This is a genomic window from Streptococcus sp. HMSC072D05 (assembly GCF_001815805.1).
Taxonomy (GTDB): domain Bacteria; phylum Bacillota; class Bacilli; order Lactobacillales; family Streptococcaceae; genus Streptococcus.
This window is the reverse complement of sequence record NZ_KV821987.1, coordinates 46,918-64,735: the sequence shown is the minus strand read 5'-3', so window position 1 is coordinate 64,735 and position 17,818 is coordinate 46,918. Positions and strand designations below refer to the sequence as shown.

Below are 17,818 nucleotides of genomic sequence, written 5' to 3'. Positions count from 1 at the left end.
GCTTGAGTGTATGGGTGGACAGGATTGTTAAACAACTCCTCTGTCTCCGCCACTTCGACGATAACTCCCTTATAGATAACCGCGATACGATCTGAGATAAAGCGAACAACTGACAAGTCATGGGCGATAAAGAGATAGGTCAAGCCCAACTCTTTTTGGAACTTCTTGAGCAAGTTCAAGACTTGCGCACGCACTGATACGTCCAAGGCTGAAATTGGCTCATCCGCAATAACGAAATCAGGTTCCATCACAAGAGCACGGGCAATCCCGATACGCTGGCGTTGACCACCAGAAAACTCGTGTGGGTAACGGGTCAAGTGTTCTTTCAAAAGTCCAACTTCATGAATCATCTTTTGAACTTTTTCTTTTCGATCTTCTTCATCTTTAAACAAGTGATAGTTGTAAAGACCTTCAGAGATGATATAGTCAACTGTTGCACGCTCATTCAAGCTGGCTGCAGGGTCCTGGAAAATCATCTGGATGCGACGGATCAAGTCTGATGATTCCTTATGAGATTTTTTCCCATTAATTTTATGACCATCAAAGATGATTTCACCTTTACTAGTATTATTTAGACCAATAATAGCACGACCAATGGTTGTTTTCCCACTACCAGACTCACCTACAAGAGAGAAGGTTTCTCCCTTGTTGATAAAGAAGTTGGCGTTTTTAACCGCGACAAACTTCTTACTTCCTTCACCGAAGGAAATTTCTAAATCTTTAATTTCTACTAATTTTTCAGACATTTCCTTCCTCCTAGTCTTCTAGATGAGCAAAGCCCATTTTATCACGAATCTTGTCATGCAAATCTGCAATGACTCCAGGTTTTTCAACTTTAGGAGCATTCTCATGAAGCAACCAAGTCTTAGCCCAGTGGGTATCCGTGACTGAAAACTGAGGTGCTTTCTGTTCAAAGTCAATTTGCATAGCATAATCTGAACGAAGGGCAAAGGCATCACCTTTCAACTCAGTATAAAGAGACGGTGGTGTTCCTGGGATAGAGTACAATTCCCCTTTATCGTCAGCAAGCTGAGGCAAGCTAGACAAGAGACTCCAAGTATATGGATGACGTGGGTCGTAGAAGACTTCCTCAACAGTTCCGTATTCTACAATTTCACCAGCATACATAACCGCTACCTTATCGGCAATACTTGCTACCACACCAAGGTCATGGGTGATAAAGATAATGGTAAAGTGGTACTCATTTTGCAAGGTTTTAAGCAAATCAATGATTTGCGCTTGAATGGTAACGTCAAGGGCCGTTGTTGGCTCGTCACAGATCAAGATATCTGGACGACAGGCAAGGGCAATCGCGATAACGATACGTTGACGCATCCCTCCAGAATATTGGAAAGGATACTCATCAAAACGTTTTTCAGCGTCTGGAATTCCGACCTTATTCATATAGTCGATTGCCATCTCTTTGGCTTCCTTAGCTGTTTTCCCTTGGTGTTTAACGATAACTTCAGTGATTTGGCTACCGATTGTATTGATTGGGTCCAAACTTGTCATAGGGTCTTGGAAGATAGTCGCAATTTTAGCACCACGAATCTTCTCCCATTCCTTGTTAGAAGTAAGAGCGGTCAAGTCTTGTCCACGATAGTCGATGCTTCCTTGGGCAATACGTCCATTGTCTTCTAACATCCCTGTAAAGGTTTTTGTTAAAACAGATTTACCAGAACCGGACTCACCTACCAAGGCAAGAACTTCCCCTTCAATCAGGTCCAGAGAAACTCCTCGGATAGCTGTCAGAACTTTGTCACGAACGTCAAATTCCACGACAATATCACGAGCAGTCAAAATTACATTATTTTCTTTTGTCATGTCTACTCCTATCTATGTGTACGTGGATCACTAGCATCCGCTAGGTTTTGACCAACAACGAAGAGAGATAGGGACACCAAGATCAAGGTTGTCAACGGAATCCAGAATAAGTAAGCGTTGGTCGTAACGTTTTGTGAGTAATCTGAGATCAAACGTCCCAAACTTGGCACTGTTACAGGCAATCCCAATCCAAAGAAGGAAAGGAAGGCTTCATAAGAGATGAAGCTTGGCAACATCAAGGTCATCGTAGAAACAATAACGGATACCAATTGTGGCATGATATTTTTAACGATGATTTTAAAGGTTGGTGTCCCAAGTGTTTGAGAAGCAAGGTTGTATTCCAAGTCACGGTAACGCATGATTTGGATACGAATCATATAAGCAATCCCAATCCAAGTTGTCACACTCATGGCAAAAATCAAATTCCAGAAACCAGCACCAATTGAGTAAGTCAAGACAATGACAATCAAGAGAGACGGAATGTTTGAAATAATGTTATAAACTTCCATCATGACGCGGTCAACGGATTTTGAAATTCCCCAAATTCCACCAACAATAACCCCGATCACAAGGTTGATAAAAGTGGCAATTACAGAGATAAGAATTGAATTACGCGCACCAAACCAAACCCCGTCAAACAAGGATTTACCATTGCTATCTGTACCAAACCAATGTTCAGCATTGGGCTTGATAAAACGAGCAGAGAAGTCATTGACCTTACTTACATCGTTGAAGTCAAAATCTGAGAACATTGGGTAAATAAAGCTCATCAAGATAATGGCAACCAAAATCCCCAACATAAGGACTGTTGATTTTTTCTTTAGAAATTGTCTAAATACAGAACCCCAGTATGAATAGGCAGGGGCGTCAATTGTTTCAGAGGCAAAATCGTCACGTTTTACGAACTGAAATTTTTCTTTTCCGATTGTTGACATTATTTGCCTCCTTTCTCTGTCAATTTAATACGTGGATCAAGCATGGTCATCCAGATATCCCCTACAAAGAGTGAGAAGATAGAAATACATGTGAAGATGAAGACAAGACCAACTACCATTGAGTTGTTTGATGCCTTAACAGAGTCAATCAACATTTTACCCATACCTGGGAAAGCGAAGACCGTTTCTGTCAATGTTGCACCACCGATAACCCCGATTACGGCACCAGGAATACCTGAAACCAAAGGAACCATGGCATTTTTAAAGATGTGTTTATTTGAAATTTCTTTTTCAGACAAACCTTTTGCACGAGCAAAACGAACGAAGTCCTGAGATTGCAAGTCGATCATGTAACGACGAATCCAGATAGCTGTACTTGGTGCACCCAACAAACCTAGAATAACTGCTGGCAAGACATAAGAACGCCAATCTCCAGCCCCCAAGATAGGGAATGAATCAGGCAGACCAATAGATGATCCAATCAAACGCACGATGTAAACCAAGGCAATCGTTGGAAGAGCAAGCAAGAAGGTTAGAGCACCTGTCGAGAAGCTATCAATCCAAGTATTCTTGTGGCGAGCCATAGCAGATCCAAGTGGAATCGCAATCGCATAAGAAATAATCAAACCAATCAAACCAGCAACCGCTGAGCTTGCAATCATTGATGGGTATTGGTAATTGCTTTCTGTAGCTGTATATGGATCATCCTTACCATAGTTGGCTACCTCACGCGCATCTGCTTGACTTGGAGATTTGTAGGTACGAGAGTAGATATCTACAGATGAAGTCTTTTTACCTGTAGGGAATTGAACTTCTGATGTCTTAGTTTGTCCCTGACCTTGTGTGATAACTTGAAGCACTGGTGTGTTTGCATAAGTTGGGTAAGAGTCACCCAAGTTAATGTTCACAAAGTTTTGGTGTACAAATGGAAATTGATTGTTGAAATACAAAAGGTATTTATGTTTTGTACCTGAGCCAACCAATGACCAACCGATAGCAGGGTCATTTTCAAAACGAAGATAGCGTTCCAAGTTTGGATTTTCAGGGTCCTGGATCTTGTTTGGATGATCAATATCAATCAAGTTGGCATAGAATTTGAAAACACGTTCAAAAATTGGAATTTCACGCGTAGCATAGAATTGACCACTTTCTGAGAACACACCGAGTGTCCAACCATTTCCTAGTTGGTTGATGTATTTTTCGTAGATTGCCTTATTGGTATCATTGGCATCCACTGTTACAGACGAATCCATCGTGCTCGCTCTTTCTTGCAACTCTTTGGTATCGTAGTACTCGATATAGCCCATCCGTTCATAAACGGTATTTTCATAATTATCCCGCTTGTCCGGCGTCGTTGCAATCTTGTTATAGTTGGTATCCTGCTTGAAAATCAATTTTCGAGGAACCATCGTATAGATAATTGTGTAGGTCAAGGTTGTCACCAAGAAAATAGACAACAATGAACGCAATACACGCATAAAAATATATTTCTTCATATCGTTTCCTTTTAAAATCCCAAAAGAACCTTCTCCTCATGGAGAGAAAGTTCTCTTGAGAGTTATTTATTTAACGTGATTAGCCAATTCTTTTTGAACTTTTTCGTTTGATTCTTTTTTCTCTTTGAGCCATTTTTCACGAGCTTGTTCATAGTCAGCTTTGGTTACAACCTTGTCTTGTAACTGAATATACTTGAAGTATACATCTGAGCCTTTGTCTCCAGATTGGCTATATGATGCAGAGAATGGCACAACACGAGAAATGAATGGTGCAGCACCAGTTGATGACATAGCTGGCAAGATGAGTGAGCTATCTGTCAACCAAGCTTGAGCAGCTGCGTATTTTTCATAACGAACATTCAAGTCGCTTGTTTCTTTAGCAGCTTCATCAACTAGCTTATCGTATTCTTTCAAACCAACTTGAGCTGCTGCAGCATTATCCGCACCTTCGTAACCCATGTATGTTTTTGTTTGTTCAGCATTCGTTGTCTTCAAGATATCAAGGTAAGTTGATGGATCTTCATAGTCAGGGTTCCATCCAACGGCACCTGAGAGATCCCAGTCTTCTGCTGCTGCATTCGCCGCATAGTAGGTAATATTAGTAAACTCATCTTTAGAAACTTGTTGGATATCGATGACTACATTGCCTTCTCCAAGCACTGTTTCAACGGATTGTTTGAAGGATTGAATACGTGCGATATAGTTTTTAGCTGTTTGGTCTACTGGAACATCCAAATGGATAGGGAATTTTACACCTTCTGCTTCCAATGCTGTTTTGGCTTTGGCAAATTCAGCTTTGGCTTTATCGGCGTTGAAGAGTCCATCTTGACCATCCGCAAAGTTTACATTCTTCCACTCATCACCGTAAGCAGCCATCTTTTCAGTTACCAAGTCACCGAAAGTTTTTTCACCTGCAGAGACAAAGTCAGGTTTTACAAAGAGGTTACGAACGGCACGAGGAGCACCTTCTTTACCATTTACTTGAGCTGAGTAAGACGTACGGTCAAAGGCAAAGTTCAAGGCTTGACGGAAGTCCTTGTTAAGGAGGGCTTTCTTAGTAGAAGTCTTCTCTTCATCAGTTGTCTTAGAAGTGTATTTGTAACCTTGGCGGTCAATATTCACACCCAAACCACCAATACCAGGTCCTGATGGGGTGTAGAAGATATTTTCCTTGTAGGTTTCTTCTACTTTAGAGTAGTTTGAACTTGTTGGGTAAAGACGGGCATAGCTATAAGCTCCACTTGTAAAGTTACGTTCAATTGACTCTTGGTCTGAACCATCATAGTAAGCAAGGGTTACTTTATCAATATGAACATTATCTTTATCCCAGTAGTTTTCATTCTTAGCGAACTCGATAGATGACTTAGCAGTCAAACCTTTCAGCAAGAATGGTCCATTGTAAAGCAATGATGTAGGGTCAGTCGCTTTAGCAAAGTCAGATCCTTTTGATTTTTCAAATTCTTCGTTCAATGGCCAGAAGATTGCGTAGGCCATCTTAGAGTTCCAGTATGGTTCTGGTTGGTTCAAAGTATACTCAAGAGTATAATCATCAACTGCCTTTACACCTACTGAAGAAAAGTCTTTTGTATTACCTGCTAAATAATCAGACAATCCTTTAACAGAATTTTCTGCTAGGTAAATTGCTTCTGATTTTTTATCAGCTGCGTGTTTCAAACCATTTACAAAGTCTTTGGCTGTCACTTCAGCATACTCTTCTCCGTCAGATGTGAACCATTTGACTCCTTTACGAATCTTGTAGGTATAAGTCAAACCGTCTTTTGAAACTGACCAGTCTTCTGCAACTGCAGGGACTAGATTCCCATACTTGTCGTTTGTGAAGAGTCCATCGATACCATTTGAAGTGGCAATCTTAGTACTTTGTTTCCCTGAAATGAGGTAATCCAAAGTTTCTGGGTCAGCTGAATAAACATAGCCATAATTTTTTGGCGCTGTTGAATCAGATGATTTTGAAGAACCGCAAGCAGCTAGTACTCCTGCTGCTAATAAAGCAACTCCTGCTGCAACAAATACTCTACTTTTTTTCATGTTTTTAACTCCTCTTGAAAAATTTAGGCTTATTGGAAATTATAACATATATTTTTTAAAAAGTAAACGAATTTTCAGAATATTTAGGCGCATTTCCTCAAAAAACTTCTATTTGTCAAAATTCTTGCATTCTTTGTTTGTTTCTGCAAGAAATACTTTCTAGTCCAACCCTCTTTAGAACGGGATTTTTACAAGCTTTTTCTCACTTCTTCGATCATCATCTGTTTTCCTAAATTGGATTTTAGAATAAGAAACTATTGACGAGAAATGATTTTCAAGGTATAATAATAAACGTTGAGGCGGTATAGCCAAGTGGTAAGGCACGGCTCTGCAAAAGCTTGATCGTCGGTTCAAATCCGTCTACCGCCTTTCAGTACCTGAATTAACAGGAATTAACCAAATGAAAAGCTCGTAAAACCGGGCTTTTTTATTATTCCTAATAAGTGGGATAACTGAACCTACCATCTAGATTTACAAAAAGCAGTGACTCAAGTCACTGCTTTATTCTGTTTCTTCTTCAGGTTCTAGTTCTGTGATTTGAACTTTTACCTTGGTAACACGTCCATTTTTCACCTTATCGTTGGTCAGGACGACTTGCTTGTTTTGACTGACCAGTTGGTAACTGATTTTCTCAGTGGTTGGAATCGTACCAACACCCGTCAAATAATAACCGGCGATGGTATCCACATCATCGCTTTCTAGTTCGACACCAAAGTAGTTATTGAAGTCGTTAAGATTCATGGTTCCCTGTGCAATATAGGTGTCCTCACCGATTTGATGGACTTCGATTTCTGCCCTATCGGTCTCGTCATCAATCTCACCGACAATCTCTTCTAAAAGATCTTCCAGAGTTACCAAACCAGCCATACCACCATATTCATCGAGCAAAATGGCCATTTGTCTTTGGGTATTTCGCAATTCTTTTAGCAAGTCATCCACAAAAATGGTTTCAGGAACAAAGAGTGGATCTTGTAAGATCTTCTTCCAGACAATATTTTCAAAGCCATCTGCATAGGCAGCGTTTAGCAAACGCTTGGTATGAATCAAACCAATCACATTGTCCTTATCCCCATCATAAACTGGGATACGGGAAAAGTTTTGTTTTAAAATACTTTGGATAATGGTTTGACTATCATCCTGAATATCCACCATAAAGGCATCTGTCCGAGGAACCATGACTTCTCTCGCCATCAGCTCATCTAGAGAGAAGATCCCTTGTAACATCTCGATTTCGTCTGCATCCAAAGTCTCCTCACTTTTGGTCAACATGTACTCAATTTCATCTCGAGTCATTTTTTCATCCGCATCATCAAAGGTCATTGGCGTTAAACGACTCAAGAGATTGGTTGAAGCAGATAACAACCAGACAAAGGGACTGACAATCTTCCCAAGCCCAATGATAATCGGAACAGAGCGAATGGCTAAGGCATCTTTTAGATTAAGGGCAATCCGTTTAGGATAGAGTTCACCAAAAACAATAGAGATGTAGGTCAAGAATGCCAAAGAGAGGAAACTTGCAATGGCATAAGTTGTTTCTCCATTCCCCATCCAAGAGGCAATTACTTGTCCAAGTGTATCTGCCAATTTTGCCCCTGACAAGATCGTGATCAAGGTGATACCGACTTGAATGGTTGATAAAAAGTGGTTAGGATTTTCAAGTACCTTTAACAAACGGACGTAACGTTTGTCTCCCTCTTCTGCTTTTTGCTCAACTCGGGAACGGTTTAGTGACACCATTGCCATTTCAGTGGCTGAGAAAAAAGCATTTAACAAGGTCAAGATAAATAACAATACAAACTGTAGCAACAAATTCTGACTGCTCGGGTCTTCCATAGTCCTTCTCCTAAAATAGTATCTTGTGTTTCATTATATCATAAAATCTCTCAGGATTCACATTATTTTTCATTTAAACAACAGCTCCCCTGCCTCTAAAAGACAAAGGAGCTGTTTTTATAGTATCTATTGTTTCTAGTCCGTCACTGTTACTTGCCCTGTTCGGTAATCAAGCTGGATTCCCTTTTGAACATTGGGGATTAGGACATTGAATTCCAATTCGCCATCTGAAGACTTGGCTTCGATTTGTGAAGCGGATGGAACTAGGTCCTCATTTGTCGCATAGTGGAGCGTCACGCGATAACGGACCCTCTTGTTTTGGTCCAAGGCTTTTCTGACCAAACTCTCATAGTAGTTCTGACCTGTCGAATCCTCAGCCTGCGCTTGGTTAGCCCAAGCTGTCTGAACTGCAATATTCTTGGGATTGCTGGTAGAGGCATCAAAACCATCCAAACCACCTATCAAAGCATAACCCAGCAGGTGTCCTCTATCAACTGCATGTGTATAGGACCCCTTTAGATTCTTGACCTGATGCCATCCTGGTGGCGTCCAAGAGGTGGAGCCATTTCCAGTCTCTTCACGATTTTTATACTGCCGAGTCGCTTTGGATAAGATGGCATTGGCAACCGTTGGAACTGTTTCTTTTCCCACTGTCTTTGTTTTATTATCCGCATAGGGTTTGCTAGAAACCTTGGCATCTAGATTGGTTTTATTGCCATTGACAATAAAGGCTCCTGCTCCATTCCACTCAAGCCCCCCCTTGATTTGGTTTTTGATTAACTCAGTTAAGACACTTTCAGCCAGCTCCTGACTGGGAGCTTCTGAAGCTTGTTTTTTCTGACTAACCTTGGTTCTAGGGGTGTTTGGCGCTGTCTGCATCTGCTTGATATAGTAGCTTCCAGCAGCCAAGAGTAAGAATATAAGTAACCCTATCAGAGCTTGTCTTGTTTTTTTATCCATTTTTCTCCTTATTTCTTTAGAAAAAGACTGGTCTCCCAGCCTAATTTCCTGTAAATTTGCTAATCAATTCCTGCCACTTTGCTGGAGACAAGATAGCCCATGGATCCTGTCCCTTTCCTAGGATACCATAGCCAACCATCAAGCCGATTCCTAAAGCCAGAAAGCCTAGCAATAGTACGATAAAAATCAACAGTAAACGACGGAGTACATAGCGTAAGTTTTTATTCTTCTTCATCATTTGCCTCGATTCGCTGAATCTTCGCTCCTAGCTGAGCCAATTTCTCATGGAAACGGTAGTAACCTCTATCAAGGTGAACTAGCTTACCAACAACTGTTTCTCCCTGTGCCACCAGACCTGTCAAAATCAAAGCAGCACTAGCGCGAAGGTCCGTTGATAAAACTTCTGCCCCCTGTAAAGCTTGTCCCCCAACAATACGAGCTGTGTCACGGATAATCTCTGAATGCAAGCCCATACGGCGCATTTCCTCCAAGTGTTGGAAGCGATTCTCAAACACCGTCTCCACCATGGTGGATTCCCCTTTTGCGACGGTCATCAGAGCTGTAAATTGTGCCTGCATATCTGTTGGGAATCCTGGGTGCGGTAAGGTTTTTACATGAACAGCCTTGAGATTTTCAAGTTGAGAACGAACACGGATACCTTCTGATTCCTCTGTCACTTCAACACCCATTTCAAGTAGTTTTGAAATCAAGGGGCGATTGTGTTCCCAGACGGCATCACGAACGAGAACATCTCCACCAGTCATAGCTGCCGCCACCATAAAGGTTCCTGCTTCGATACGATCCTGTACCACATTATGAGTTGTTCCATGGAGTTCCTCGACACCAGTCACTGTGATGGTTTCGGTACCAGCTCCCTTGACCTTAGCTCCCATCTCATTAAGGAGAATAGCGAGGTCAACAATTTCTGGCTCACGCGCAGCATTTTCAATGACCGTCACTCCATCAGCTAGAGTTGCCGCCATCATGAGGTTTTGTGTTGCGCCAACACTTGGGAAGTCCATGTAGATATGAGCGCCATGCAGGCGTTCTGCCTTAGCTTCGATGTAACCAGCTGTCTGGGTAATCTTTGCCCCCATAGCTTCCAAACCTTTGAGGTGGAGGTCGATGGGACGACTCCCGATGGTACATCCCCCTGGCATAGAAACTTTGGCATGGCCTACACGAGCAAGGATTGGTCCCAAGACAACGATGGATGCCCGCATCTTGCTGACATACTTGTATGGAGCTTCCTCCGTGATATCACCAGTCGCATCAACCTCGACAACATGAGCTTCCTCATCAAAGTCCACCTTGGCATTCAGACCTCGAACCACTTGATTCATGGTGAAAACATCTGACAAGATTGGGACGTTCTGCAAGACTGTCTTACCCTTGCTTGCTAGAATAGTCGCTGCCAACAAGGGCAAGACTGCATTCTTTGCTCCCTCGATCGTCACACTCCCGACCAGACGATTATCTCCGCCTTGAACCACAATTTTTTCCATAGCTGTTTCCTTTACTTTTGATTTTATAATAGTCCTCTAAGCGCTTCTTGCCACAGTTGGTACAAACTGATAAAGAACGAACTCAAGATGTAGCCCATTACAATACTAAAAAAGCCTACCAACAAACGAACTTTTTTTGTGTTAATAGCAGTTACTTTTAAAACCTTTTCCCATCTCACAAGATCCTTTAAAAGGTAAAAACTCAAATAAATAAAGAGCATATGACTGCTTAGAGTGAATAATAATTGAACCATTTGACTATTATACCATCTTATCCGCTTGCGCGCTAGTTTTCGATTTTTCTACGAATTAGGGGTTGTTTTTAAGGTAATCAATCGCATCCTGCAAGGTTTTAACGGGCACGATTTTCATCTCTGTCTTGATGGCTTTGGCGGCGTCTAGGGCTGTTTCATAGTTGCTTTTCGCATTAGGATCTGCTTTTTTCGCTTCCTCGGTGACTGGATTGTCAGGAGCAAAAAAGACGTTGGCTCCCTGACGAGAGGCTGCAACTACTTTTTTGTCAATTCCACCAATGTCGCCAACATTTCCGTCCCGATCAATGGTTCCTGTTCCCGCAACGATGCGGCCATTACGAAGTCCTGGATCTGCTATCTGGGTGTAAATAGCGAGACTAAACATGAGACCAGCACTTGGCCCGCCGATACCAGCTGTAGAGAAGCGAATGGGAACATCACTGGTCACTTCCGTACGGTCAATCAAACCAATCCCAATCCCGTTTTTCCCGTTTTCGAGAGTGATAATTTTACCTTCAGCAGACTTGACTTTTCCGTCTTCTTCATAGGTTACCTTGACCGTATCCCCTAATTGTTGAGAATTAACATAGTCGACCAAGTCTTTTGAACTATCAAATGTTTTGTCATTAACAGCCGTCACGGTATCTGCAATATTCAGAATGCCCTTAAAAGTTGAATTATCCGTCACAGTTAAGACATAAACTCCCAAGTACTTGAGTTCGATATCCTTACCAGCTGTCTTCAGTCCTTGATACTTGGCCATATTTTGAGAAGTTTGCATGTAGAACTGATTGATCCGCATAAACTCTGCATCAGTAGAGCCACCCGTAGTCTCCTTGGCACTTCTAATATCTGTGAAAGGTGTTAACCAAGCATAGACAAGATGCGACAGGGTTGCGTGTCGAATGCCGACTGTTACAAACTGGTAAGCTCCTGCTTCTGTGTCTTCTGTTTCATTGACTTTCAAAACGCGACGAATATCTTCCGCTCCACCTGGAACTTCTATGTAGTAGGGCAAAGGTACTACAAAGGCTAAAAAAGTCAATACTAGTGCTAGGATGGCATATAAGGGCCATCTAGTTTTTTTCTTCATGTTCTAATTCCTCCACAACACTGTTTGGGACATATTGCTGAATCTCCTGACCAAACTTCAGGAGCTCTCTCATGGCTGAAGAGCTAATATAAAGATGCTCTGGGCGACTATATAGGTAAATGGTTTCGATTTCTGGAGCCAGTTGATGATTGTAGTAGTCAAAACTAGACTCGTATTGCAAGTCTGTAGCATTCCGCAAGCCACGGACAAGAGTTTTAGCTCCCAGTCTTCTTGCAACATCAACAACTAATTGGTCATGAGAAGCCATGACTTCTACATTTTCTAAATGTTCTACGGCTTTTTCAACTGCTCGTTTGCGATTTTCAACGGGGAGATAACCTTGTTTGTGGGGATTGTAGAAAACCCCGACATAGAGCTTATCAAAAAGTTTGCTGGCACGTTCAATCATATCCAGATGTCCATTTGTCATCGGATCAAATGATCCTGTAAATAATCCAATTTTATCTGACATAGACTGTCACCTTACTAATCCCATATATTTTTTCCTTCCAGATACCTAAGCAGGCGATTTCTTCTGGGAGTTCTACAGACTTATCGGTTTCACAGACAACCATGACCTCTTCGGAGAAAAGGTTTCTTTCTGCCATTTTCTCGATATCTGCAACGATTTGTTCCTTGGCATAGGGAGGATCTAAAAAGACCAGGTCAAAGGGATCTTTTACTTGCTCCAAGGCCCGTTCAGCCTCCATCTTTAAGAGCTGAAATTTGGAAACTTCCTTGGTCATTTGGATGTTTTCAGCGATAATAGCTTGCGCCTTTCGATCCCGCTCCACTAAGACAGCATGGGACATCCCACGCGAGACTGCCTCGATGGATAAACCACCACTGCCAGCATAGAGATCCAAAACACGACCACCCTCAAAATAGGGACCTATCATGTTAAAGATAGCTCCACGCACCTTATCTGATGTCGGCCTCGTCGTCTTGCCTTCTAGCGTCTTGAGGGGACGCCCTCCGTAGATTCCTGATACGATTTTCATACCGTTTATTATACCAAATTATAGGCAAAAAGAGAAAGAAAACCGAACCTTGCGGTTCGATTCTCTACAAAATATTTTCGTACGTATCGCGAACTTCTTGAGGCCAAACACTGGTCTGAACCTCTCCGATGTGTTTCTTACGAAGAAGGAACATGGCCATCCGAGACTGTCCGATCCCTCCACCGATTGTCAGTGGAAAAAGGCCGTTAAGCAGGGCTTTATGCCATTCCAGCTCAAGACGATCTTCGTCTCCTGTAAGAGCCACTTGGCGACGAAGGGTATCCTCATCTACCCGAATCCCCATTGATGAAAGTTCAAAGGCACAACCAAGAGATTCGTTCCAAACGAGAATATCGCCATTCAACCCCTTGTAGCCATTTTCAGACTCTGTTGTCCAGTCATCGTAGTCAGGTGCACGGCCATCATGAGGTTTTCCGTCAGGCAACTCGCCACCGATACCAATCAAGAAGACTGCACCAAACTCTTTACAGATTGCATTTTCACGCTCTTTTGGTGTCAAGTCTGGGTAACGTTCTACCAACTCTTCTGTATGGATAAAGGTGATTTGCTTTGGCAAGATGGATTCGATATCATAGCGGGCTTCTACGGCTAGCTCTGTCAGACGAATAGCCTTGTAAATCTTCTCAACGGTTTCTTTGAGATAGGCGATATTGCGTTGACCATTTGGGATAACCTTCTCCCAGTCCCACTGGTCCACATAAACTGAGTGGGTCGCATCAAGCGAATCTTCGTCTGGACGAAGGGCCTTCATGTGAACAAATAGACCCTCACCTTCACCGAAACCAAAACGAGCCAAGGTGTGGCGTTTCCATTTGGCAAGTGAGTGAACGACTTCATAGGTTTCATCTGGAATCTGCAAAACCTTGACAGATACTGGATTTTCGACACCTGACAGGTTGTCCTGCATCCCATCTCCGACCTTGCTCAAGATAGGACCTTGAACTTCAACAACTTCTAACTTATCTTTCAAATACTGGGTAAAGGTATTTTTAACAAAGGAAATTTCTTCTTGTTGATGAATAAAACTTTTCTTCATAAACAGCTCCTCAAAAATTAGTTAAAAGCATTATACACCTATTTCCAAGAAAAGAAAAGAGTAAATAAGAAAAAGTCAGTGCTCTTTTGAACACTGACTCTGACATTCATTAATCGTTTCGACCAAAGATTCGTAAGATGCTAAGGAAGAGGTTGATAAAGTCTAGGTAGATGCTAAGCGCCATTGAGATGACCCATCCTGTCGCTACTTGTCCTCGTGACTGTTCATAAACATAGCGAATCTTTTGGTTATCCCAAGCAATCAAACCTGAGAAGACCAAGACCATGGCAATACTAATCATGTAGTCAAAGAAGCTATTGGCTAAAAATAGATTCACAACCATGGCAATGATGAGACCAACAAGCGCCGCCATCAAAGCTCGGCCCATTCCACTCAAATCTTTCTTAGTGAAAATTCCGATTGCCGCCATGACAAAGAAGAGAAGGGCGCTGGATACAAAGGCTGATAAGACGGTCCCAGGTGTATAGAAGGCTACGACAAAGCTAAGGGTAAAACCATTTAAAACAGAATAAACTAAAAATACTGGGAGAGCTGCTGGGCTATTTTTTGCAGCCATGCTACTTGCAACAAAGACTAGAGCAAGTTCTGCAAAAGTTGCAATCATCAACCAGAGACGGCCATGCATTAAAAAGTAGACTAATTGGGACTGAAAGACTGTCAACATCAAAGCTGACACGAGAGCCGATAGACCAATCCCAAGTCCCACAAAAGCATAAACCTTAGCGTAAAATTGATTAAGACCTGAACGTTCTTGAATAATCGTTTGATTCATTCTGATTCTCCTTTTTCTATAAATATGTCTTGATTATAACAAAGATTTTATAAATTAGCTAAAATAAAACATCAAAATTCCTGCTGCAACTGCTACGTTGAGACTTTCTGCTCGGCCTTTCATGCCAATATGAACCAGCTGATCAGCACTCTCAGCCATGACAGAACTAATCCCCTGCCCTTCATTTCCCATGACTAAAACAAAGTTCTCTAGTGAAGAAAGCTCACGATAATCCTTTGACTCTCTCGATAAGGTCGTTGCCAGAATGGGCAAATTGCTCTTCTTTGCCTCTTCTACAAAGCTGACAAGAGGCATACGATAGATAGGCAAATGAAAATGACTTCCTTGCATGGAACGCAGGGTCTTGAGACTGTATATATCTGCTGACTTGTCTGAAACAATAACCCCTGTAAAACCTGCCGCATCCGCCGTCCGAATCATGGTGCCCACATTACCAGGATCTTGAACATCCTCTAAAAATAGATACTTGCCCTGATGGAGATCAGGCAGTCCCACTTCTTCTTTTTGAATCACTGCAACAATGCCTTGAGGAGTTTGCGTATCTGCCAAATCTAGCAAAATCTCCTCTGAAACCCAAATAGTTTGAGGAAAAGCAACTAGCTGATCTCGGTAACTTTCTAGGGCAAAGACCTTTTCAATCGTCACTCCTGCTTGAACAGCTTCTTCGAATAAGTGCCAGCCTTCAATCAAATAAGCAGACTTTCGATATTTTTTTTGATGTAATTTCTTGGCATTTTTTACCACAGAATTGGCTTTTGAGGTTATAATAGTCATAGAAATATTATAACACAATCAAAGGGGTTTGGTATGCAAAAGGTTAGAATGATTGCCCAAGGCAGGGTGCAGGGTGTTGGTTTTCGTTGGGGTGTTGTTACTTTAGCTCTTGAAATCGGTGGCATCACTGGTCGTGTCTGGAATAACGACGATGGCACAGTGGAAATTCTTGCTCAGGCAGACTCCTCTGCCACTATGGCAAAATTTATCCAAGAAATCCGAAAAGGTCCGACACCTTTTTCAAAAGTTACCTATCTAGATGTACAAATGAGCAACTTTTCATCCTATTCGGACTTCAAAGTCGCAAATTAGGTCTCTAGAACTATTGTATATTTTACAAAAAAACAGTAGAATAGAAAGGTATAATTTTTAAAGAAGGAATGAAAACATTGAAATCTATTAAACGTTTTGCCCTCTCTGCTATGGGAGTGGCTATGCTACTCGTCTTGACAGGCTGTGTCCAAGTAGACAAAGCCACAGGACAACCTACAGGATTGATTTGGAATACCATCGGAGCACCTATGGCTGAAGCTATCAAGTACTTCGCTACTGATAAAGGTCTAGGCTTTGGTGTGGCTATCATCATCGTAACCATCATCGTGCGCTTGATTATCTTGCCACTTGGTATCTACCAATCATGGAAGGCAACGCTTCACTCTGAAAAGATGAATGCCCTCAAACACGTGCTTGAACCACATCAAACACGTCTCAAAGAAGCAACCACTCAAGAAGAAAAACTAGAAGCACAACAAGCTCTCTTTGCAGCTCAGAAAGAACATGGCATTAGCATGTTCGGTGGTGTAGGATGTTTCCCTATCCTCATTCAAATGCCTTTCTTCTCTGCTATCTACTTTGCAGCCCAATACACTGACGGGGTAGCTAGCTCTACCTTCTTGGGTATCGATCTTGGTTCACCAAGTCTGCTCCTTGTCGCTTTCGCTGGTATCCTCTACTATCTCCAATCACTTCTTTCACTTCATGGAGTAGAAGACGAGATGCAAAGAGATCAACTAAAAAGAATGATTTACGTGAGTCCACTCATGATTGTCGTCTTCTCCCTCTTCGCACCAGCCAGTGTGACGCTTTACTGGGTTGTCGGTGGTTTCATGATGATTCTCCAACAGTTCATCGTTAACTATGTTGTTCGTCCAAAACTCCGCAAAAAAGTTCGTGAAGAATTTGCAAAAAACCCACCAAAAGCAAGTTCATTTTCAACTGGAGGCGGACGCAAAGATGTCACTCCAAACCAAGCAACTGCGATCATGACTAATAAGAAACATAAAAAACGCAATGCTGGTAAACAACATTCTAGAAAATAAGAAAAAGGCTTAGCTGAGAGGCTAAGTCTTTTTGCATCACAAAAGCCCGATGTCTCCATCAGGCTTCTTTTTTATCCATGAACACGTTTCATGTAATCTTGGTAACTTTCTGTATCCATCAATTCCTTGGCATTCTTGACACGGTCTGCTGTTGGAGGTTTGACCCCTTCAAGCGAATAAGGAATCCCAAGTTCACGCCACTTGAATTCTCCCATCGTATGATAAGGTAGGATTTCAAACTTGTCAACATTTTTGAGGGTCTTGACAAACTTACCAAGTTCGATCAAATCCTCATCTCTATCTGTCAATCCTGGAACCAGCACGTGGCGAATCCAAACAGGCTTCCCGATATCTGATAGGTACTGGGCACAGGCCAAGATGTTTTTATTGGTTTGGCTTGTGACAATCTTGTGCTGTTCTTCGTTGATTTCCTTGATATCCAGAAGAACCAAGTCTGTTACCGCCATGAGTTTATTAAACTTTTCGAGATAACGTGGTTTATTACGGAACGGAAGGGCACAGGTATCCAAGGTACAGTGGATTCCTTTTTCCTTGGCCTTGGTAAAGAGGGCAATTAGGAAATCAATCTGTAAGAGGGCTTCTCCACCACTGACAGTGATTCCTCCCTTGTCTCCCCAGAAACCACGGTAGCGAAGGGCTTCTGTCAAGACATCGTCTACTGTCCGTTCGCGTGATTTATTGGTCTCCATAGCCCATGTGTCTGGGTTATGGCAGTACTGGCAACGCATGTGACAGCCCTGCAAAAAGACAATAAACCGAATCCCAGGGCCATCTACCGCCCCAAAACTCTCTGTCGAATGCACCATTCCTGTCACTTGTCCATAGTCAATTGTTTCTTCAGACATATCGTCACCTTCCTTGAAACCGTTTTATAGTTTTATTATAT

19 protein-coding genes and 1 tRNA gene are annotated in these 17,818 nt (G+C 42.1%); 3 read left to right on the top strand and 17 right to left on the bottom strand.

All coding sequences use genetic code 11. From position 1 onward, the window contains the following. From HMPREF3057_RS01455 to HMPREF3057_RS01435, 5 genes are all read right to left on the bottom strand, one after another. The coding region (locus tag HMPREF3057_RS01455) for an ATP-binding cassette domain-containing protein (protein ID WP_257370556.1) at positions 1–746 on the bottom strand (746 nt) is incomplete at its 3' end. Between the two features lie 10 nt (positions 747–756). After that, on the bottom strand, positions 757–1,824 hold the full coding sequence (locus HMPREF3057_RS01450) for an ABC transporter ATP-binding protein (protein ID WP_000159699.1): 1,068 nt from the start codon (positions 1,822–1,824) through the stop codon (positions 757–759). A gap of 8 nt (positions 1,825–1,832) precedes the next feature. Further along, positions 1,833–2,759: an oligopeptide ABC transporter permease OppC gene (oppC, locus tag HMPREF3057_RS01445; RefSeq protein ID WP_000103938.1), complete on the bottom strand. Its 927-nt coding sequence runs from the start codon at positions 2,757–2,759 to the stop codon at positions 1,833–1,835. Beyond that, a complete protein-coding gene (locus HMPREF3057_RS01440; RefSeq protein WP_049520606.1) occupies positions 2,759–4,255 on the bottom strand; it encodes an ABC transporter permease in 1,497 nt (498 codons plus the stop codon). Before HMPREF3057_RS01440 ends, oppC begins: the two co-directional genes overlap by 1 nt. Positions 4,256–4,321: 66 nt before the next feature. Then, complete coding sequence (locus tag HMPREF3057_RS01435) at positions 4,322–6,301, bottom strand: peptide ABC transporter substrate-binding protein (protein ID WP_070696075.1); 1,980 nt, start codon at positions 6,299–6,301, stop codon at positions 4,322–4,324. Positions 6,302–6,599: 298 nt separating this feature from the next. On the opposite strand from HMPREF3057_RS01435, the gene HMPREF3057_RS01430 reads away from it, so the two are divergent. Further along, positions 6,600–6,670, top strand: a tRNA-Cys gene (locus HMPREF3057_RS01430). A 132-nt stretch (positions 6,671–6,802) separates the two neighbouring features. Here HMPREF3057_RS01430 and HMPREF3057_RS01425 read toward each other — a convergent pair. The 11 genes from HMPREF3057_RS01425 to HMPREF3057_RS01380 form a co-directional block, all read right to left on the bottom strand. After that, complete coding sequence (locus HMPREF3057_RS01425) at positions 6,803–8,134, bottom strand: hemolysin family protein (RefSeq protein WP_070696073.1); 1,332 nt, start codon at positions 8,132–8,134, stop codon at positions 6,803–6,805. A 135-nt stretch (positions 8,135–8,269) separates the two neighbouring features. After that, positions 8,270–9,094 (bottom strand): DNA/RNA non-specific endonuclease, encoded by an 825-nt coding sequence (locus HMPREF3057_RS01420; RefSeq protein WP_000358998.1) that lies wholly within the window; start codon positions 9,092–9,094, stop codon positions 8,270–8,272. Positions 9,095–9,134: 40 nt separating this feature from the next. Beyond that, positions 9,135–9,329 (bottom strand): DNA-directed RNA polymerase subunit beta, encoded by a 195-nt coding sequence (locus HMPREF3057_RS01415; RefSeq protein ID WP_000739701.1) that lies wholly within the window; start codon positions 9,327–9,329, stop codon positions 9,135–9,137. Further along, entirely contained in the window at positions 9,316–10,599 is a 1,284-nt protein-coding gene (gene murA / locus HMPREF3057_RS01410; protein WP_000411918.1) for a UDP-N-acetylglucosamine 1-carboxyvinyltransferase, read from the bottom strand. Before murA ends, HMPREF3057_RS01415 begins: the two co-directional genes overlap by 14 nt. A 23-nt stretch (positions 10,600–10,622) precedes the next feature. Continuing rightward, the gene (locus HMPREF3057_RS09875; RefSeq protein ID WP_080980999.1) at positions 10,623–10,853 is read right to left on the bottom strand and encodes a DUF1146 family protein; all 231 of its coding nucleotides are present in this window, start codon (positions 10,851–10,853) and stop codon (positions 10,623–10,625) included. Between the two features lie 55 nt (positions 10,854–10,908). Then, positions 10,909–11,946 (bottom strand): SepM family pheromone-processing serine protease, encoded by a 1,038-nt coding sequence (locus HMPREF3057_RS01405; RefSeq protein ID WP_070696070.1) that lies wholly within the window; start codon positions 11,944–11,946, stop codon positions 10,909–10,911. Beyond that, the gene (gene coaD, locus HMPREF3057_RS01400) at positions 11,930–12,418 is read right to left on the bottom strand and encodes a pantetheine-phosphate adenylyltransferase (protein ID WP_070696068.1); all 489 of its coding nucleotides are present in this window, start codon (positions 12,416–12,418) and stop codon (positions 11,930–11,932) included. The genes HMPREF3057_RS01405 and coaD overlap by 17 nt, the downstream gene beginning before the upstream one ends. Beyond that, positions 12,408–12,947, bottom strand: a complete 540-nt coding sequence (gene rsmD, locus HMPREF3057_RS01395) for a 16S rRNA (guanine(966)-N(2))-methyltransferase RsmD (RefSeq protein ID WP_000706942.1) — start codon at positions 12,945–12,947, stop codon at positions 12,408–12,410. Before rsmD ends, coaD begins: the two co-directional genes overlap by 11 nt. Before the next feature lie 64 nt (positions 12,948–13,011). Beyond that, on the bottom strand, positions 13,012–14,004 hold the full coding sequence (gene asnA / locus HMPREF3057_RS01390; RefSeq protein WP_000747998.1) for an aspartate--ammonia ligase: 993 nt from the start codon (positions 14,002–14,004) through the stop codon (positions 13,012–13,014). Positions 14,005–14,113: 109 nt separating this feature from the next. Continuing rightward, positions 14,114–14,797: a Bax inhibitor-1/YccA family protein gene (locus HMPREF3057_RS01385; protein WP_001076870.1), complete on the bottom strand. Its 684-nt coding sequence runs from the start codon at positions 14,795–14,797 to the stop codon at positions 14,114–14,116. A 54-nt stretch (positions 14,798–14,851) separates the two neighbouring features. Then, positions 14,852–15,592 carry a TrmH family RNA methyltransferase gene (locus tag HMPREF3057_RS01380; protein ID WP_008289068.1) on the bottom strand — a complete coding sequence of 247 codons (741 nt, stop codon included), beginning with the start codon at positions 15,590–15,592 and terminating at the stop codon, positions 14,852–14,854. Positions 15,593–15,625: 33 nt separating this feature from the next. On the opposite strand from HMPREF3057_RS01380, the gene HMPREF3057_RS01375 reads away from it, so the two are divergent. Beyond that, entirely contained in the window at positions 15,626–15,904 is a 279-nt protein-coding gene (locus tag HMPREF3057_RS01375; RefSeq protein WP_001174609.1) for an acylphosphatase, read from the top strand. Between the two features lie 77 nt (positions 15,905–15,981). Beyond that, the gene (gene yidC / locus HMPREF3057_RS01370) at positions 15,982–16,911 is read left to right on the top strand and encodes a membrane protein insertase YidC (protein WP_049479479.1); all 930 of its coding nucleotides are present in this window, start codon (positions 15,982–15,984) and stop codon (positions 16,909–16,911) included. A 71-nt stretch (positions 16,912–16,982) separates the two neighbouring features. Here yidC and pflA read toward each other — a convergent pair whose 3' ends face one another. Next, positions 16,983–17,777, bottom strand: coding sequence for a pyruvate formate-lyase-activating protein (pflA, locus tag HMPREF3057_RS01365; protein WP_001288281.1), 795 nt, complete (start codon positions 17,775–17,777; stop codon positions 16,983–16,985). Positions 17,778–17,818 lie beyond the last annotated feature (41 nt).

What these genes read in the sequence shown, in the direction of transcription:
- HMPREF3057_RS01450 (WP_000159699.1), bottom strand. Translation starts at nt 1,824, where the DNA reads ATGACAAAAGAAAATAATGTAATTTTGACTGCTCGTGATATTGTCGTG.
- oppC (WP_000103938.1), bottom strand. Translation starts at nt 2,759, where the DNA reads ATGTCAACAATCGGAAAAGAAAAATTTCAGTTCGTAAAACGTGACGAT.
- HMPREF3057_RS01440 (WP_049520606.1), bottom strand. Translation starts at nt 4,255, where the DNA reads ATGAAGAAATATATTTTTATGCGTGTATTGCGTTCATTGTTGTCTATT.
- HMPREF3057_RS01435 (WP_070696075.1), bottom strand. Translation starts at nt 6,301, where the DNA reads ATGAAAAAAAGTAGAGTATTTGTTGCAGCAGGAGTTGCTTTATTAGCA.
- HMPREF3057_RS01425 (WP_070696073.1), bottom strand. Translation starts at nt 8,134, where the DNA reads ATGGAAGACCCGAGCAGTCAGAATTTGTTGCTACAGTTTGTATTGTTA.
- HMPREF3057_RS01420 (WP_000358998.1), bottom strand. Translation starts at nt 9,094, where the DNA reads ATGGATAAAAAAACAAGACAAGCTCTGATAGGGTTACTTATATTCTTA.
- HMPREF3057_RS01415 (WP_000739701.1), bottom strand. Translation starts at nt 9,329, where the DNA reads ATGAAGAAGAATAAAAACTTACGCTATGTACTCCGTCGTTTACTGTTG.
- murA (WP_000411918.1), bottom strand. Translation starts at nt 10,599, where the DNA reads ATGGAAAAAATTGTGGTTCAAGGCGGAGATAATCGTCTGGTCGGGAGT.
- HMPREF3057_RS09875 (WP_080980999.1), bottom strand. Translation starts at nt 10,853, where the DNA reads ATGGTTCAATTATTATTCACTCTAAGCAGTCATATGCTCTTTATTTAT.
- HMPREF3057_RS01405 (WP_070696070.1), bottom strand. Translation starts at nt 11,946, where the DNA reads ATGAAGAAAAAAACTAGATGGCCCTTATATGCCATCCTAGCACTAGTA.
- coaD (WP_070696068.1), bottom strand. Translation starts at nt 12,418, where the DNA reads ATGTCAGATAAAATTGGATTATTTACAGGATCATTTGATCCGATGACA.
- rsmD (WP_000706942.1), bottom strand. Translation starts at nt 12,947, where the DNA reads ATGAAAATCGTATCAGGAATCTACGGAGGGCGTCCCCTCAAGACGCTA.
- asnA (WP_000747998.1), bottom strand. Translation starts at nt 14,004, where the DNA reads ATGAAGAAAAGTTTTATTCATCAACAAGAAGAAATTTCCTTTGTTAAA.
- HMPREF3057_RS01385 (WP_001076870.1), bottom strand. Translation starts at nt 14,797, where the DNA reads ATGAATCAAACGATTATTCAAGAACGTTCAGGTCTTAATCAATTTTAC.
- HMPREF3057_RS01380 (WP_008289068.1), bottom strand. Translation starts at nt 15,592, where the DNA reads ATGACTATTATAACCTCAAAAGCCAATTCTGTGGTAAAAAATGCCAAG.
- HMPREF3057_RS01375 (WP_001174609.1), top strand. Translation starts at nt 15,626, where the DNA reads ATGCAAAAGGTTAGAATGATTGCCCAAGGCAGGGTGCAGGGTGTTGGT.
- pflA (WP_001288281.1), bottom strand. Translation starts at nt 17,777, where the DNA reads ATGTCTGAAGAAACAATTGACTATGGACAAGTGACAGGAATGGTGCAT.